Raw genomic sequence first — 15,856 nt, forward strand, 5'->3', positions numbered from 1 at the left:
AGCTACATTTTTTGTTGACTTTCTTCTTTGTTGTTAAAAAGTAGTAAAGGAACGGTAAGGTTTTTATTAGGTAAAATAAGACCCCTTTAATGAAAAAAAGGGGTTTCCTTTATTATGTATAATGCCGAACAATTAAGTCGGATGAAATTGGTTTAATCCCCATCTCCCGTGACCAGATAGATAATTGTCCGATATGATGAATTTCATGAGTGATGATATGACGGATTACTTTACCATAAGTAAATGAATAAGTTTTACCACTCCGATTTTTTATTTGAATTTTTCTACTTTCATCTTCACTAGTCATATTTCTTATGAAATTTTCTGTAATTCCTTTTGTAAAGTTTGAGTAGCTAATAACATCGACCAAAGTTTTAATAGAATTCTTTTCAGGGTAGCTTTCGGGTTCTTCAAGTATGTAATTTATCCATAATAACTCACAATCAATAACATGAATCATATTTTTCAAGATGCTTCCCATACCGCCAATTCTTTCAGCTTGAAACTCCTCTATGGATAATGACTCGCACCATTTAAACCAGTCCTCTCTCACCTGCCAATTATATAAAAACATATCAAACAAAATGATTCCCTCCTAATAGTTATATAGAATATTTTAACAATAAAATTCATTTATTTGGTACAATGTGGGAAAAAGGAGTTTTTTTAAAGAGGAGGTCTGGCAATGACATGCTGGGTAACTAAGATAATCGAAACCTCACGCGGTAACTTTGAGGTTTTTGTTAAAGGGGTGGGCAACCCAATTTGCGTGACTCATCATTATTCAGAGTTTAATAATTCTGGTGATTACTTTGCCGAATCTTTTACAGAGACCAATAAAGTATTTCTTGTTAATTTAAAAGGTGCAGGGAATTCAAGTAAGGCAACTGAGGCCCATGAATTAAGCATGTTTGATGCTGTTTATGATCTTGAAGCAATTCGGGAAGCATTAGGTTATTTTAAGTGGACATTTGCCGGACATTCAACAGGAGGTATGATAGGGGTCATTTATGGTATTCATTTTTCTAAATCCCTGACTTCACTAATAATTGTTGGATCGGCTGCCAGGAAATACGCTAATTCATCACCTGAATGTATCTATCATCCAGGTCATCCAAAGTTTGAACGGATGCAGGAACTTATTGAGATTTTAAAACGTTCTGACCTATCTCCTAAGGAAAGAGACGGATTGACAAAAGAAAGAACCATGCTGTCTCTATATCATCCAGATAAGTATGAAGAATACTTTTCATTAGGCATTCACAAAAAGATCTCAGCTTCAAGAATGAATTTTTTTATTAGAGAAGAAATGATCTTTGATGTAACTAGAGAATTAGGAAAAATCTCAACTAAGACTTTCGTACTAAGCGGACGATACGATGTCCAGTGCCCACATTTTTTCTCAATAGAAATGAATGAATTAATAACAAAATCACAATTAATTGTTTTTAATCAAAGCAATCATTACCCATTTCTAGAAGAGAAATGGCTTTTTCAACAATTTATCTCAAGTCACTTAAAAGAAACGCTCTGACTTGTGGAACTACAGAAACAGAATAAAAAATGCAGGCGGGGAGAAGAGAAATGAAAACAAAGCAATTGCCAAAAGTTCATATAAGAGAATTGACTATAGATGATACAGAGGACCGTTACAAGTGGTGTCTGGATGAAGAGGTTACAAAGCATTTAAATATGCCAGATAAATACCCTCCATTTAGTAGAGAAGAAACACAGACTTGGATAGAAATGTGTATAAACAAGACAAATGGATATGAACAAAAAGCAATCATGACTGAAGAAGGTAAACACATCGGTTGGGTAGATTTAAAGAATATCGATAAGTTAAACAAGCATGCAGAATTAGGAATAGCAATTGGAGATAAAAGCTACTGGGGTAAAGGTTACGGTTTATCCGCGATGAACGAAATGCTTATTTGGGGATTTCAACAACTAGAGCTTAACAAGATTTGGCTTAGAGTAGAGATTGATAATAAAAAAGCTATTAAATCTTATAAGAAAATGGGATACGTAGAAGAAGGTATATTAAGACAAGATAGATTTAGAAACGGTGAATTTGTTGACCGGTTAAGAATGAGTATTCTTAAAGACGAGTTTTGCAATAAATTGGTGCAAGGCTCAGATCGAGCAGCTACCATGCAGCGATGTGATTGAACAATAGAAGCAGGTTAATAGAAAATGTACTTGAAGTTGTGGAAGACAAAGGAAGAGACGGGAGGGTGAACAAATGTCAGATCCAAGGATAATGCCTGAGCCTCATAGGTATGCAGTTTGTGCCCGCGAAGATATGCTGATTAAGGAATTCTATAAGGGTGTTTTTGATGAAGTCTTCGTTTTGTACCACCCGTTTATTAAGCCAAAAGCAAATGACTATGACTATTGTAAGGCTGGTTCACTAGGGAAAAATGAGATACTGGCACTTTGTGAACCTATTTCCTGGGCAGATTTCTTAGTATTATCTTCGGTTGAAAACTATAAAAAGCTGGATATTGGGCTACGGACAATTATAGGTGGATTGAAAAAGCAATTTGCCGATGAGGCAACAGCTCAAATCATCCAGCATGTATGCAAAAATAATAGATTAATCATCCCATCTGAAGGATTCTTTTCGGAATTTCTTATTAATAAAATGCTATCCGCCATTCAAAATGAAGGACACGAGTGGATCTGGTGTGGTGATGAATTTGGTTCAGAACGGAAATTGCAATACATAGATGATTTAATCAATGACGATAATCCTTTTGGGAATCAGAGAATCAATCTATTTTCACACGATAGCAGCATCCTGCTGACAACCCACTGGGATAGCCATTTTTCACTACTGTGCTCAGATAAGGAGACAGTTAATAGGATAGTAAACCTATGTAACCTAGAAGGCTTTTATTGCACCGATAAAACCCAAATTTATTGGAGCATCTTTAACTAAGCAGTAATCCTTAAAATTAGGGGGTTACAAATTGAAATTAATAAAATGGATAGCTATATCAATCGCAATAGTGATTGTATCCTGGTTTGCTCTTGATTTAATTAGATATGGAGATTATGACGAAAAGAAACAAATAAATGAAATTAATGGGAATACATTAGTGCTGGTTGAACTTAAAATTTTGCCAGATGCTTCATATATCCCTTTAAACGTGAAAATTACAGATGAAACACTAATAACAAGTGTAGGTCCTCAATCCCTCTTTCTTAACAATATAGTTGATTTAAAACAGGGTCAAAAAGTAAGAGTGTGGTATAACACAAACTCTGACAATGAAAATACAGCTAAAAAAGTGGTGGTTTACAACTTGTTTTGATTTCATTGATCCGTTACCCATTAAATTTACGGGTGAGTTGATACGGAGGTATTACCACTTATTATTGAAGTAACGGGGCAAGTTGAATAAATTCAACTCAATAAGGGGTGGGAGTATGAAGTTTTGGTCAATGGCTATGGTCTGGTGGTTGATTCTAAGTATTGTCTTTATTTATTTAGTAGATTTATTTACTTTTAGGCCTAATGTTATATCAGGTAATGGCAACTTATGACTCTTATTTGTAGTGCCGGCACTGGCGTTTTTTATTTTGTTTGTAAGAAGTTTATGGAGATATTTAGGCACACTCAAATTTAAATCTAACACTTGGATGAAGATTGGTTGGGGTGCATTTGCTATTTTGCTTCTGCTATCCAGTTTAGAATATAAGCTTGCAATAGATCTTATTAACGATTTAGGAGGTACACCTTCTATAGTTTCTTCAAAAATATACCGCTATCCCCGGTTAAATCAATATACTAATACAATTTTCATTAACTTTTACACCCTGGGTATTATGGCAACCGGAATCACTATTTTAAGAACTTTAATTAGAAGCAACCAAAAGTCAAATAGTGAAGAATATTAAACAAAAGGAGACTGTTAAAATGACAGTGAAATTCCCTTTAATTTTCTAGGGATTCTTTGCATTCTTGGCATTCGTTGCATTACTCTCTACTTTTTTATTTTTCAAAATAATGTTTTCCGATTTAGCTCCTGCGTTTTTGAAAGCTGAAGCTATCCCTTTAGCACTTTTTTTAGGGTTAACATTGGTTGAACAAAGGAACAAATAAACAGAAATTCTCAGGGGGGTTAGTCATGGGAACACCAATGATCGTCGACCAAGTCTTAAAGGATTATATTAACCTATTTAATGAACATTTTCCTGAAACCATTAAAGGGTTATACATACACGGTTCAGTTGCCCTGAATGCCTATGTTAATGATTCAAGTGACATCGACTTTATCACTTTGACGAATCGTCGATTAACAGAGGAAGATTCAGAAGCTTTATCTTATATACATAAAACAATAGCGAACAAATATAAAAAGCCAGAAATGGACGGAGTTTATTCTGTTCGCGAGGATATAGGAAAACTCTCCAATAGCGGTGATCATAACTATAAATATCCATACTATAACAATGGTGAACTATTGTTCGGTGATTACTTCAATTTTAACCCTATAACTTGGTGGGTGTTAAAAAGAAAGGGACTACGCATATTAGGACCAAAAATTGAAGACTTTCAATTTGAAATTCAGCCGCAAGAATTATCTTCGTATGTACTTGAAAATATGAATAGTTACTGGACCAATAGGATTCAAATGGCTGAAAGTTCATTTGACCATTTAGTAAAGCTGCCGACCGACGAAATTGATTTTGAAATAGAATGGACCGTACTCGGATTACTACGTCAGTTCTATACAATAAAAGAATTCGATATTGTTTCCAAGTTGGACGCTGGTGACTATGGATTAACGAAACTACCGGTGGAATGGCACAATATTATAAAGGAGTCTATGAATATACGTAAAGGTGTCAAAACGGAGTGTTTTAGCTCAGAGATGGAGAGATTGGATCGTACTTTAAGATTCTCAAAATTCCTTATTAATCATTGTAATAACATCGTAGAGAACCGTATATTCTAATAAATTTTTTTAAAAAAATAGAAGTCGGGATTTTTTTAGTAGACTGAATCTTTTATATATTGAAAAACGTATTACTTTAAAAGGGGGAATTGTAATGTTTAATATGGTGCGAAAAATGAAATCCACAATGTATTTAAGTTTCATTCTGATCATGTCAGTTTTTTTAATAGCTGCTTGCTCTAGCGTAGATGCAGAAGACAAAAATAAAGAAGCAATTAAAAAAGTTCTTGAGCATGAGTTTACTGGTCCAGATGAGAAGCTTATGGATATAATGTGGAATCCCAAATATAGGACTGTAGTAAATAATAAAGAAGAAAATAAAGAACTTGATAAGTTATTAGAAGAGAAATACGGATCATACTTTACAGATTCTGGACTTCATTCCTTCATAACTGCATTTGGTGGTACTCAATACCAAACCTTTGCTTACAATGCTGGTTATAAAATTTACTTAAAGGGTGTCACAATTGAGCAAAGTGAGGAAAATCAAAGTCTTTATACTTTTATAGCGAAGGTTGGTTATCAGAAAAGTGGAGAAGAAGAAAAAACAGCAAATGTAGAAGGGAAAGTTTCTTTCTCTGCAAAAGAAGAAGGTAAAATTGGGAAATTTGAATACGGAATCGACGACGGTTTGTCGGATAAATTGAGAGAATAAGAAATATAGCAATATATCAGGCCACGGATTATTTAAATGTTCTAGGAAAGAATCGGAGGAGAAAATGTGGAGAAACAAAATATTGTTGCCAAAGTGCTGCGCGTCATCGGGATTGCAATTATGATCGGCGGCTTTTTCCTAGCATTGACCACGGGATCCAGTCAAAATTTGGGAATGGCTTTGCCTGTCTTGTTTTCCAGTTTTGTCACAGGCATGCTTTTTATTGGGTTCTCTGAAGTCATTGCCTTGCTTCAAAAAATTTACCTTCAACTTTATAAGGGCGGCACCAAAGTGACAGCCTCTTCAAGCACCGAGCCTGAGGTAGAACAGCCACAAGAACAAATAAAGTGGCACCCGTCAGCGCAAGAACTCGTAGACATCCAGGAAATCTACAATGGCCAAAAGATAACTAAGATTGAAGCATCTCCATACGAAGATTATTGCATAGTGCAGATTGAGTGGGAAGACCACATCGAAGTGGTGGAGCTGGGAGGGTTCAAGCCAAAGAAGGTCTCTGCTGCTTCCAAACCGGACCTTGTGAACAATATACAAAAATGGTTCAATAATTTACCTTCATCCTAAAAAATTAAGCTATTTGATATTTTATTAAAGGTTACATTAGAAAAATAAAAACCATCTAATAAATTTCATTTATGAAGTTAGCATATATGCTTTAATCTATAAATCTAGATATATATCGAGGTGATTGAATGAATAGTGAACAATTGCTTAAAATAATCTTAGACCGATTTGATAAAGTAGACCAACGCTTTAATGAGGTTGACCACCAGTTTAAAGAAGTTTTAACTAGGCTGGACAGTATTGGAGAAAGCCAACAAGAAGACGTTAGAGGTACCCTTCAATTAATTTCTAAAAAGGTTGACGGTATTAGGGTTGACGTTGATTATTTAAGTGAAGACAGGGAAACACGTTACAAAAATAAATAGTCTGGAAAAGAGAATTCAGTCCTAATATTGGGACTGATTTTTTATGTAGTAATAAAATTTGATAGTGAAAAAACTTGCCCAGAGTTTTTGTGCTCTAAGCAAATTTTATCAAATATTAGAAAGGAAAGAATAAGGTGTTTTCGATTCTTTATTCTGCTTTTATCCCTGACTGCATTTCATAATTCCTTAATAGCATTCCATTTGCTTTTACCATACCCAGCTTTTCGTAGTAGGGGACGAGGTCATCGTCACAACATAAGTCAATCATATATATATCAGCAAGTTCTGTCATCATTCGATTGACCAATTCCTTGCCGACTCCTCTATTCTTGTACTCGGGTAACACTTCAAGAAAGGGGATATACGCGGATAGGATTCCATCACTGATTGCAGTAATGAATCCAACCACTTGATCAGCATCTTCATTGAGTGCTAGAACAACTTTGCTGCTGTTTTCTAATAGATTGAAATGAGTCTCTGGACTTGGTGGGGTAGGCCATCCGTCAAAGAAGCCTTCCAACATTTCAGATGTAATACCTTCTATCGAATTTTTGAATAGCAACAGTTATCAACTCCTTAAATTTTTTTCTTAGGCAGTTGATATAAATCAAAAGTAAAATAACAAATCAATGACCCTCCAGACCTTCTTCTATCTTGTAGATATTCAATTTTAAAAGGGGAAATCCTCCCAAACAGCTGCAAATTATTTCTCGGGAAAGCGCAGGATTTGACTTTATTTTCAGGCTTTGTCGGTTTTTTGGACATTGTGGCAGTTTGTGTTAATTGTACAGGCTTGTTAAGAAACATGTCGAAACTGAATTTTGGTTTTGGCTGGACATTTAGCCCTAGTTCTGTTTAAGTTTTCAGTATAGATAGAAAATTTCAAAAGAATAGGGGTTGAGGAAAATAATTAAATTTAAGAAGCCAGATATCGAGAATTTTTATCGTACCTTTAATATTCAAAGTTTTACGGTTAGTCCGGATGAGAAGCAATTGGTGTTCAGCACAAATTTAACAGGGAAGTACAATTTGTGGGCAATGGATCTGCCTAACCAGTATCCATATCCCCTGACATTTATTGACCAGACCTGCCAAGCATTGAGCTATTCGCATGATGGAAGCTTTATGGTGGTTGGTTTCGATCATGATGGTGATGAAAATGGTCAGTTATACGCACTCCCTCCAGCAGGTGGAGAGATGGTGCCACTTCGCACGGCTGAAGGACACCGTCATATGTTGCCGTTCTTATCAAAGGACGATCAACGTCTTTATTACACTTCTACAAAAGGCAATGAGACCTATCTGAATATTTACCGTTATGATATCGAATCAGGTGAGGAGAGCGTTATCGTTGAGGGAGAAGGCGCGGCTTGCTTTTTAGTGGCTGTTGACGAAGAAGAAAATAATTTTGCTTACCTAAAACAATATGCCAATACATACGCTCCTGGATTTATTTTTCAGGATGGGAAATCGTACTCACTGACACCTGTAACAGATGAGCAATTCACTGTCGGCGAGGGAGTGTTTGTAGGAGATGAATATTACTTTGTCACTACATTTGGTGAGGATTTTGATTATCTTGCAAAGTTCAATCTTAAAACCCATGAGTTTACCAAGGTTCTTTCGATTGAAAAAGAAGAGTTCGGCCCTATCCGATATGATAAGAGTACAAACAGCCTTTATTTCGTTACATCAAAAGGCGTTAATGATTATTTATATCAATATGATTTGGCTGAAGGAACATATACAAACAGTCATTTGCCAGCTTCGATTATCCAGGGTGGCACAGTTGCCAAGAGTGGGAATGTATACATTTTAGCTGGGTCAGCGACGAAGCCTAATAACATTTTCATGAAGGCATCTGGCAGTGACAAGTGGAAACAGCTGACGAACCTGGCTGTTCCGGGTGTAAAAGAAGAGGATCTTGTGAATCCTGAAGTCCTGACTTACCCATCCTATGATGGCATGATAATGGAAGCTTTATTTTTCAAAGCGAAAGAAGATGTCAGCAATGGCCATGTCATCCTTTGGCCGCATGGTGGCCCGCAGGCGGCAGAACGGAAATTCTTCCGGGCGATGTTCCAGTTCCTTGTGAACAGAGGGTACAGTATTTTCGCTCCGAATTTCCGCGGATCAACGGGTTATGGGCTCGCGTTCACGAAAATGGTCGAGGGCAATTGGGGTGAAGGACCGCGCCTTGATAACATTGCTGGTCTTGAATACCTTTACGAAAACGGAATGGCTGACAGGAATAATACCTTACTGATGGGTGGAAGCTTTGGCGGATATATGGCGTTGCTGTTGCACGGGCGCCATCCGGAATACTTCAAGGCAGTTGTCGATATCTTCGGGCCATCGAATCTATTCTCATTCATTGAATCCGTCCCTGAGCATTGGAAACCAATCATGAACCAGTGGGTTGGCGATCCGGTCAAGGACTTCGATAAGCTGACAGAGTTTTCGCCGATCACTTATCTTGATACGATGACAAAACCAATGCTGATCATCCAGGGAGCAAACGACCCTCGCGTCGTAAAGCAAGAATCAGACCAAATCGTCAAAGCCCTTCAAGAAAAAGACCGCGACGTGAAATACCTTGTACTTGAAGACGAAGGGCATGGATTCTCGAAGAAAGAAAACGAGATTCTTGTGAACCGTACGATTCTTGAATTCTTTGATCAATTTGTTGAAGCTAAGGTATTAGCAGAGTAGCTTGTTGAAACTCCCCATCTGCAGGAGATTCCTGGTGATGGGGAGTTTTTGTTTTATATAGAGTAAAAGGATTAATGCATTTTTTGTAGAATTTTAGATGATACAGCTAGGGGGTGGGTTAATGACAGAATTTGAGTTAAATAATAAAACAGCAGCGTTTCTTTCTACATATGAACTATTTGAGGACGATGAGATTCAGCAGGTTCAGCTGCAACACCGATTGGATATAGTCGAAGCGTTTGGAATTGATAAAGGAATGAGTGTTCTGGAAATTGGCTGTGGCCAGGGAGATACAACGGTGGCATTAGCAGACGCGGTAGGAAACGAGGGGAAGGTGACCGGCATCGATATTGCCAGTCGTGATTATGGAGCTCCGTTCAAGTTGGGAGAGGCAACCGACCGAATCAAGAAGTCGGCATTGGGAGGACGTATTGATTTCCATTTTGAAACGGATCTCGAAACATTTGAAACTATAGAAGTATTTGATGTCGCGGTGTTATCCCATAGTTCCTGGTATTTTAAGAGACCTGAGGATTTGCTTTGTTATTTAAAGAAATTGAGAAGAATGGCAAAATGCATTTGTGTGGCGGAATGGGATATTGAATACACTTACATGACTCAGCGAGCACATTTTTTAGCTGCTTCCATTCTGGCATTGCACTCTAATTTCATAAACAGTGATGGAAATATACAAAACCTGTTTCACAAAGCACATATTCAAGAGTTGCTGGAAGAGGCGGGTTTTCAAATCTTCAAGCAAGATGTGATCGATGCCACGTATTTACAGGACGGACAGTGGGAAAAGAATTATGCCAATAGCATTCGTCAAGAATTTGACAGCGTTCCGGAGATGATTCAAACGTTAGTCGCGAGCTATTACGAATTGATGAACGCTCCCATGGAAAATTGGCAATCGTTAAATAGCTTTATTTTATGTGGAGAGTGAAATTACATGCAAAACCGCTTGGGATACCAAGCGGTTTATACATCATGAAATATTAGTCATTTTATTCTTATATAGAAGTTGCTCTAAATCATGGTCCATCGTAAAAATGGAACTTTGTTTCAATGTTTTCATAAACAGTTCTATTAAATTTTGAGAAGAAATTCTTATACTTTCAACTGTTACTTCCTCTGGATACGTTGAAAGGTATGCTTCAATAAAGGATGGGTTTAAGGTTTGGTACGCTTTAAACTGATGCAGTTTTTTGTCCTCGTTTAATGCTTGTACGATTAAAGTATAGTCTCTCATATCCTCAAGCTTCTTAAGTGCATAGATGTAGTTATTACGCTTTAATTCTTTTTCCAATGCTAAAGCACAATAAACAAACTCAAATGCCACGTCAAATCCTACATTATACTTAACCGGTTTGTTTTGAAATTTTTCGTTTTCAGCTTCCATTTTCTCGGATACTAAACCCGTTTTATCGACAATTACTTTCCATAAGGGAGATTTTACGGATAAAAATTCTCTTGGGACAATCGAAACATTAAATTCCAGTCCATTTTGCAGAAGTGCGATTACAAGAAAAATGTCTTTACTAAATGGTTTTTCTTTAATATAGCTTGTGTTAAAGTCACTTAGGGTTTCACGAACAAAATTTCTTGTTATGTCCGCATCTTCAATGTTAGAGGTAGCAACCATTAAATCAATATCAGAGTAATCATCTTTATATCCAATTACTCCTGAACCTATTTGTACGATTCCTTCCACTAAATCAGATGCCCCGATTTCTCTAATGGCTTTTTCAAAATAAGCGTTTCTCTCTTCATTATTATACATATTCCACCTCTGCTTGTTAATTTTTAATCATTTTAACATAAAATTACAATTTATTTTCGTTTTTTTCTGGCAAAAGGAGGAAGTAGATTTTATGAGTAAGGTGTAGGGAGTTAGGGAAAATACACTCTGTTATCATCTAAGGAGGTATTTTCAATGGCAAAAGTTTTAGCAGTTTTATCAAGTGGTTACAAGGATGAAAAAAACAATTATGAAACTGGTTGGTGGGGAGAGGAATTATTCGCTCCGATGCAGCTTCTTGAACAGGCGGGCCACCAGGTTGACATGGCATCGCCACTTGGAGGCAAGCCGGTTATCGATAAAATGAGCATCAGTGAAGAATACGATCCGAAAGGTATTTATAAGGAGCTTTATGAGTCCGGCAAAGCGGATAATACGATGAAGCTTTCAGATGTGAATCCTGACGACTACGATGTCGTGCTCGTTGTAGGCGGACATGGTGCAATGTACGACCTGGCGAAGAGTGAGGATTTGCATAAAATTATGAACGAGATTTACGATGGAGGCGGCATTGTCGCTGCAGAATGCCATGGGCCTGCACCGCTTGTATTTGCGAAGCGACCGAACGGTGAAAGCTTTATCGCTGGTAAAAAAGTGACAGGTTATCCCGATGAAATGGAGCCAGAAGGTCTATTGGATATCCTGCCGTTCAGCCTCGAACAGGAAATGAGAAAGGTCAGCAACTATGACCAGGGAGATCTTGAAAAAACGGGACATGCTGTATGGGCGGACGAGCAGCTTGTGACAAGCCGCGATCCATTTTCATCTGAGTTGATGGGAGAAGAATTGGTCAAGGCGCTGGATAAGAAAGTGAAATAATTTACGTATTTTTAACACCTTAAGGAAAAAATAACTGTAGACGGAAAAATACGTTAAGGAGAGATCTTGTATTATGGAAAACGAAAATAAAGTGGCTATTATCACTGGTGGCGGCAGCGGATTAGGGCAATCGACCGCACTCAGATTAGCAGAAGAAAAAGTGAACATCGTTGTGGTTGATATCAGCGATAAAGGCGGCAATGAAACTGTTGAGATGGTGAAAAAGCTGGGAGTGGAGGCAATTTTCATCAAAGCTGATGTCTCTAAGCAAGAGGATGTAAAAAAATATGTCGATCAAACAGTTGAACATTTCGGCAAAATCGATTATTTCTTTAATAATGCAGGGATTTCAGGCAGCGGCTCGTATTTCCTAGATTCATCTATTGAAGAAATTGAAAAGATTGTAGGGATTAATCTTCTAGGTGCACTATACGGTGTCCGTTATGTTGCTGAAGTAATGCTGAAGAATGGCGGAGGTTCCATCGTAAACACCGCCTCAAGTGCAGGCGTGATCGGTCAGGATTCCGTTGTTACCTATTCTGCTACTAAGCATGGAATTATTGGCTTGACGAAGAGTATGGTAGCAGAGTACGGAAAAGACGGGCTTCGGGTGAATGCCATTGCTCCGGGACCAACCGAGACGCCAATGGTTAAAAGCTTTTACGAAGCAAATCCGGCAATGAAGGAAAACGCAATGAAAGGGATCCCTCAAAGACGATTGGGCAAGCCAGAAGAAGTTGCTGAATTGGTAACATTCCTGCTAACCTCTAAAGCACAGTATATTAATGGAGAAGTCATCCGGATCGATGGCGGGTTTACTAATACGAAATAACAGTGAAGCCGGGGTGAGGGAAAAACTTACCCCGGCTATTTATTTTTTCAAAAAATAAACCACACTTGAGTTGGAGTTTATAACTACCATAGATAAGCACCTTCGCAAGTATTAGCAATTGGTTCGTAATAACAATGTTTTTTATATTGTCCTGTGAATGGTTGATTGTACCATGTTGGAGGACAAGGAGCATATGGATTAAAATACCAAAGAGCAAATTTTGAAGGGTGTTGCCTCCAATATTCTAAGACTTGTTTGGCTAATCTCTTTTCTACACTTCTGGCTCGGTTATAAAAAACATTTCCCTTTTGTACTGCTTCAAAAGAGTAATTCCCTCCTTGAATATGGAAAATCACATCTCGCACAGAACGTAAATCTTGAAAATCTAGACAATTCGCTTTAAGTCGATTGACAATTACATTACCAACCATCAACATCCCGAGCTTTCCTTCACCTTCTGCTTCAGCCCTCATCATCCTGGCCACTAATGCAACGTCACTGTCGGTATATCTTACCCTTGGCATTTTTATCACCTCTACGATAATTGTATTTAAAACAGCTTGTAAAAATGTTAACTTGTTCCGATTACTAAGAGATAACGAGTAAAGTCTTCATGAGGAGTAGAAGGAACAATTCCAAAGTTCCAAGCAGGAATTTAACCACCTGCTACCGGAATCACAGGGCATGTGGAATACGGTCGTAACACGAGCAAGTCTTCGAACAAAACCCGGAGAAAGTGAAATTAAGGTTGAAGCATCAGCCAGGCTGCGACAAGTAACCGGAGGGATTCACTAATTTGAGGAACAAGCAAGGCCAACATGTGACCGAAATGGGCGGGCAATACGAATTTGGGACACAAGCAAAGTCAACATGTGACCGAAATCGAAAGCGAACTTGAGTTACGGTCACAAAGAAGGTAACTTTGTGACCGTAGGAAGATCCTTATTGAATTATTCAATCTCTTCGTCTTTAAAAAGTGCCGGGTTGGCTGATGTATTCAAGCTCTGGGTCGACGCCCACAGGTTCCCAAGGAATCTTGGCATCATCTGCTGGGAAGGTAAGACACCGTATCTTGAAAAATAGACGAAGAGTTTCAAATAGGTCCGCGCATTTCCAGGCAGATGAATTTCTTTTGCATAAAACTCATTTTCTGTCACAGTCGCAAAGGAACGGGTTTCGAAGCCTGAAATAAAGCGAGTTTTCTCACCTTTGTACTCATTCTCGATAAAATGAATTTTCTTGATGATTGTTGGATCGTCGCTGCCATCGTAATTGGCCATCCGTGCATGGTTGAAAGCTGAAACAGAATCCAGCCTAGGAACAAGTGAAAGCACATTGCCATATGCTTTGTCGTGGCCTTCATAATAGGGGGTAATTTCCAACTTGTCCATTAAATCCACCAGCTTGAGCTTTTCATCTTTTAAATAAGGAGGGCGGAAAATCTGCCTTGAGAGTTTTAATTCATCAAGAGAGTTGCATTCAAGGGATATGAAGAAGTACCACTGGCCATTATCATCCACGCTAATATCATACGATTGCCCGTCCTTCTCCAATAAGTAATCCTTAAAACGATTTTCTTTATCAAAAGTAAAATCCCACGCAGATTCCTTACCTGGCATGAAGCCAAAAGGAGATTCGATTGGGACAGCAATTTCTGAATAAAGCTTCATTTTCATTGAAAAACACACCTTCACATCATCATAATACATACAGATTACCCACTCACAAACGGTGGCACACATTAATATATAAAAATGGTATCAAAATCGAGGAAAAAAATGGTAATATTTGACTAGATAAGGAGGAGATTTATGCATGGGAGATTAAGACTGAAGAAAATGTAACTGCTAGAGTGAATTTTGCAAATAGAGAAAACATTGAGTTATACATTATTATCGGTCTCATGATTGTATCTGTTCTTTTCATTCCTGAATTGAAGGGAATCATGGCAATTGCGCCAATCGTTTATTTTTTTGTAGAGAGAAAGCTTAGGAATAGGACGAAAGAGGAGGTCGGATTTCGTACTGCTAATTTCTCAGAGAAAATCAAGGAATCATGGATGCTCATTATGTTTGTCGGGGTGGCAATGCAATTATTGTACTTATTTTCTTATCAGAACTTCTTCCCGCAAGTATTAGAGCATGTTCTTGGCAGGATTCCGCTAGATTTCAGTGACTTGAATCCACTACTATTTCTTTTTATTGCATTGCTTGCCTTTGGCGAAGAGATTGTCTTTAGAGGATTAATCCAGGCGCGATTGAGCAAACTCTTGCCAGTATGGGGCGCCATCCTTGCCATCATGCATATTGCGACCGGCGAAACAAGTGTTGTGGTGGTTGACTTAATGAGTGTATTTATCGATAGTGTACTGTTCGGAATCATTTTTGCAAAAACAAGAAGTATCTATATTGCGACGTTAACTCATATTTTAGCAAATACGGTTGCTTTGTTATCAATTTATGTATTTGTTTTATAGGTAATTGAAAATGCAACATAGCAGCAGGAGTATCGCGTCTAATCAGAGAAACTATCTATGTAACTATCCGTTGCATTTATTTTTTGATAAGGAGTGGTAATTTTCATGATAAGAAAAATCGGACAAATCATGTTGTACGTAAATGATCAGGATATTGCAATTAAGTTTTGGACTGAAAAGTTGGGTTTTGTTGTTAAAGCAGAAGAGGATAATGGTGCAGGATTTAGATGGATTGAAATTGCTCCAAGTTTAGATTCCGAAACAAGCATTGTACTGCATAATAAAGAATTTGTTGAGAAAATGTCGCCTGGACTCAATCTTGGCACTCCTTCATTAATGTTTTATTCTGAGAATCTTGAGAAGTTCCGCAGCGATTTATCGAATACAAATGTGTTTGTCGGCGAAATTGTAAACATGCCTTCAGGCAGGGTATTTAACTTTGCTGATGATGAGGAAAATTACTTTGCTGTTATGGAAAAATAATATCTCTCACGAAACCAATGAGCCGTTTTTAAGTAGAAAGCGGCTTTTTTTGGTTATTTTTTACCCACGACTGCTATGATATAGAAAACTTAATTATATATTGGAAAAAGTGGGGTAGGTAATATTTTTACGAATCATGGTATTAAAAAGAGTATGGAAGATGT

Annotated in this window: 20 protein-coding genes; 15 read left to right on the forward strand and 5 right to left on the reverse strand. The window is 37.6% G+C overall.

Going from position 1 to position 15,856, the window contains the following annotated elements:
• Nucleotides 1-112: 112 nt before the first annotated feature.
• Entirely contained in the window at nucleotides 113-574 is a 462-nt protein-coding gene (locus tag ACH0QE_RS00555) for a DinB family protein (protein WP_415798823.1), read from the reverse strand.
• A gap of 111 nt (nucleotides 575-685) precedes the next feature.
• Between ACH0QE_RS00555 and ACH0QE_RS00560 the strand changes: the two genes are divergently transcribed.
• From ACH0QE_RS00560 to ACH0QE_RS00600, 9 genes are all read left to right on the forward strand, one after another.
• Complete coding sequence (locus tag ACH0QE_RS00560; RefSeq protein WP_415798808.1) at nucleotides 686-1,534, forward strand: alpha/beta fold hydrolase; 849 nt, start codon at nucleotides 686-688, stop codon at nucleotides 1,532-1,534.
• Nucleotides 1,535-1,584: 50 nt separating this feature from the next.
• Entirely contained in the window at nucleotides 1,585-2,172 is a 588-nt protein-coding gene (locus ACH0QE_RS00565) for a GNAT family N-acetyltransferase (RefSeq protein ID WP_415782363.1), read from the forward strand.
• 73 nt (nucleotides 2,173-2,245) lie between these two features.
• Entirely contained in the window at nucleotides 2,246-2,944 is a 699-nt protein-coding gene (locus tag ACH0QE_RS00570) for a DUF2711 family protein (protein ID WP_415782362.1), read from the forward strand.
• Nucleotides 2,945-2,975: 31 nt separating this feature from the next.
• The gene (locus ACH0QE_RS00575) at nucleotides 2,976-3,320 is read left to right on the forward strand and encodes a hypothetical protein (protein WP_415782361.1); all 345 of its coding nucleotides are present in this window, start codon (nucleotides 2,976-2,978) and stop codon (nucleotides 3,318-3,320) included.
• A gap of 268 nt (nucleotides 3,321-3,588) precedes the next feature.
• Entirely contained in the window at nucleotides 3,589-3,906 is a 318-nt protein-coding gene (locus tag ACH0QE_RS00580; protein WP_415798809.1) for a hypothetical protein, read from the forward strand.
• A 230-nt stretch (nucleotides 3,907-4,136) separates the two neighbouring features.
• A complete protein-coding gene (locus ACH0QE_RS00585; protein WP_415798810.1) occupies nucleotides 4,137-4,967 on the forward strand; it encodes an aminoglycoside adenylyltransferase domain-containing protein in 831 nt (276 codons plus the stop codon).
• A 94-nt stretch (nucleotides 4,968-5,061) separates the two neighbouring features.
• Nucleotides 5,062-5,622, forward strand: coding sequence for a hypothetical protein (locus tag ACH0QE_RS00590; protein ID WP_415798811.1), 561 nt, complete (start codon nucleotides 5,062-5,064; stop codon nucleotides 5,620-5,622).
• 66 nt (nucleotides 5,623-5,688) lie between these two features.
• Entirely contained in the window at nucleotides 5,689-6,204 is a 516-nt protein-coding gene (locus tag ACH0QE_RS00595; RefSeq protein ID WP_415798812.1) for a hypothetical protein, read from the forward strand.
• A 128-nt stretch (nucleotides 6,205-6,332) separates the two neighbouring features.
• Nucleotides 6,333-6,569: a hypothetical protein gene (locus ACH0QE_RS00600; protein ID WP_415798813.1), complete on the forward strand. Its 237-nt coding sequence runs from the start codon at nucleotides 6,333-6,335 to the stop codon at nucleotides 6,567-6,569.
• Nucleotides 6,570-6,717: 148 nt separating this feature from the next.
• On the opposite strand, the gene ACH0QE_RS00605 is transcribed toward ACH0QE_RS00600, so the two are convergent.
• Complete coding sequence (locus ACH0QE_RS00605) at nucleotides 6,718-7,131, reverse strand: GNAT family N-acetyltransferase (protein ID WP_415798814.1); 414 nt, start codon at nucleotides 7,129-7,131, stop codon at nucleotides 6,718-6,720.
• Between the two features lie 344 nt (nucleotides 7,132-7,475).
• On the opposite strand from ACH0QE_RS00605, the gene ACH0QE_RS00610 reads away from it, so the two are divergent.
• Together ACH0QE_RS00610 and ACH0QE_RS00615 are read left to right on the forward strand one after the other, a co-directional pair.
• Entirely contained in the window at nucleotides 7,476-9,281 is a 1,806-nt protein-coding gene (locus ACH0QE_RS00610; protein WP_415798824.1) for a S9 family peptidase, read from the forward strand.
• A 121-nt stretch (nucleotides 9,282-9,402) separates the two neighbouring features.
• Complete coding sequence (locus ACH0QE_RS00615; protein ID WP_415798815.1) at nucleotides 9,403-10,227, forward strand: SAM-dependent methyltransferase; 825 nt, start codon at nucleotides 9,403-9,405, stop codon at nucleotides 10,225-10,227.
• A gap of 42 nt (nucleotides 10,228-10,269) precedes the next feature.
• Here ACH0QE_RS00615 and ACH0QE_RS00620 read toward each other — a convergent pair whose 3' ends face one another.
• On the reverse strand, nucleotides 10,270-11,064 hold the full coding sequence (locus ACH0QE_RS00620; protein ID WP_415798816.1) for an aminoglycoside 6-adenylyltransferase: 795 nt from the start codon (nucleotides 11,062-11,064) through the stop codon (nucleotides 10,270-10,272).
• 153 nt (nucleotides 11,065-11,217) lie between these two features.
• On the opposite strand from ACH0QE_RS00620, the gene ACH0QE_RS00625 reads away from it, so the two are divergent.
• Both ACH0QE_RS00625 and ACH0QE_RS00630 read left to right on the forward strand, forming a co-directional pair.
• Entirely contained in the window at nucleotides 11,218-11,901 is a 684-nt protein-coding gene (locus tag ACH0QE_RS00625; RefSeq protein ID WP_415798817.1) for a type 1 glutamine amidotransferase domain-containing protein, read from the forward strand.
• A 73-nt stretch (nucleotides 11,902-11,974) separates the two neighbouring features.
• Nucleotides 11,975-12,733: an SDR family NAD(P)-dependent oxidoreductase gene (locus ACH0QE_RS00630; RefSeq protein WP_415798818.1), complete on the forward strand. Its 759-nt coding sequence runs from the start codon at nucleotides 11,975-11,977 to the stop codon at nucleotides 12,731-12,733.
• Nucleotides 12,734-12,816: 83 nt separating this feature from the next.
• Here ACH0QE_RS00630 and ACH0QE_RS00635 read toward each other — a convergent pair whose 3' ends face one another.
• A complete protein-coding gene (locus tag ACH0QE_RS00635) occupies nucleotides 12,817-13,257 on the reverse strand; it encodes a cell wall hydrolase (protein ID WP_415798819.1) in 441 nt (146 codons plus the stop codon).
• 426 nt (nucleotides 13,258-13,683) lie between these two features.
• Entirely contained in the window at nucleotides 13,684-14,409 is a 726-nt protein-coding gene (locus ACH0QE_RS00640; RefSeq protein WP_415798820.1) for a hypothetical protein, read from the reverse strand.
• 176 nt (nucleotides 14,410-14,585) lie between these two features.
• Here ACH0QE_RS00640 and ACH0QE_RS00645 point away from each other — a divergent pair, with 176 nt between their 5' ends.
• Together ACH0QE_RS00645 and ACH0QE_RS00650 are read left to right on the forward strand one after the other, a co-directional pair.
• The gene (locus tag ACH0QE_RS00645; protein WP_415798821.1) at nucleotides 14,586-15,209 is read left to right on the forward strand and encodes a CPBP family intramembrane glutamic endopeptidase; all 624 of its coding nucleotides are present in this window, start codon (nucleotides 14,586-14,588) and stop codon (nucleotides 15,207-15,209) included.
• Nucleotides 15,210-15,314: 105 nt separating this feature from the next.
• Nucleotides 15,315-15,692 carry a VOC family protein gene (locus ACH0QE_RS00650; protein ID WP_415798822.1) on the forward strand — a complete coding sequence of 126 codons (378 nt, stop codon included), beginning with the start codon at nucleotides 15,315-15,317 and terminating at the stop codon, nucleotides 15,690-15,692.
• The last annotated feature ends 164 nt before the right edge of the window (nucleotides 15,693-15,856 follow it).

This window comes from Mesobacillus sp., assembly GCF_047739415.1.
GTDB lineage: Bacteria > Bacillota > Bacilli > Bacillales > Cytobacillaceae > Mesobacillus.

What these genes read in the sequence shown, in the direction of transcription:
- ACH0QE_RS00650 (WP_415798822.1), top strand. Translation starts at nt 15,315, where the DNA reads ATGATAAGAAAAATCGGACAAATCATGTTGTACGTAAATGATCAGGAT.
- ACH0QE_RS00640 (WP_415798820.1), bottom strand. Translation starts at nt 14,409, where the DNA reads ATGAAAATGAAGCTTTATTCAGAAATTGCTGTCCCAATCGAATCTCCT.
- ACH0QE_RS00590 (WP_415798811.1), top strand. Translation starts at nt 5,062, where the DNA reads ATGTTTAATATGGTGCGAAAAATGAAATCCACAATGTATTTAAGTTTC.
- ACH0QE_RS00560 (WP_415798808.1), top strand. Translation starts at nt 686, where the DNA reads ATGACATGCTGGGTAACTAAGATAATCGAAACCTCACGCGGTAACTTT.
- ACH0QE_RS00625 (WP_415798817.1), top strand. Translation starts at nt 11,218, where the DNA reads ATGGCAAAAGTTTTAGCAGTTTTATCAAGTGGTTACAAGGATGAAAAA.
- ACH0QE_RS00555 (WP_415798823.1), bottom strand. Translation starts at nt 574, where the DNA reads ATGTTTTTATATAATTGGCAGGTGAGAGAGGACTGGTTTAAATGGTGC.
- ACH0QE_RS00570 (WP_415782362.1), top strand. Translation starts at nt 2,246, where the DNA reads ATGTCAGATCCAAGGATAATGCCTGAGCCTCATAGGTATGCAGTTTGT.
- ACH0QE_RS00615 (WP_415798815.1), top strand. Translation starts at nt 9,403, where the DNA reads ATGACAGAATTTGAGTTAAATAATAAAACAGCAGCGTTTCTTTCTACA.
- ACH0QE_RS00635 (WP_415798819.1), bottom strand. Translation starts at nt 13,257, where the DNA reads ATGCCAAGGGTAAGATATACCGACAGTGACGTTGCATTAGTGGCCAGG.
- ACH0QE_RS00565 (WP_415782363.1), top strand. Translation starts at nt 1,585, where the DNA reads ATGAAAACAAAGCAATTGCCAAAAGTTCATATAAGAGAATTGACTATA.
- ACH0QE_RS00630 (WP_415798818.1), top strand. Translation starts at nt 11,975, where the DNA reads ATGGAAAACGAAAATAAAGTGGCTATTATCACTGGTGGCGGCAGCGGA.
- ACH0QE_RS00600 (WP_415798813.1), top strand. Translation starts at nt 6,333, where the DNA reads ATGAATAGTGAACAATTGCTTAAAATAATCTTAGACCGATTTGATAAA.
- ACH0QE_RS00620 (WP_415798816.1), bottom strand. Translation starts at nt 11,064, where the DNA reads ATGTATAATAATGAAGAGAGAAACGCTTATTTTGAAAAAGCCATTAGA.
- ACH0QE_RS00585 (WP_415798810.1), top strand. Translation starts at nt 4,137, where the DNA reads ATGGGAACACCAATGATCGTCGACCAAGTCTTAAAGGATTATATTAAC.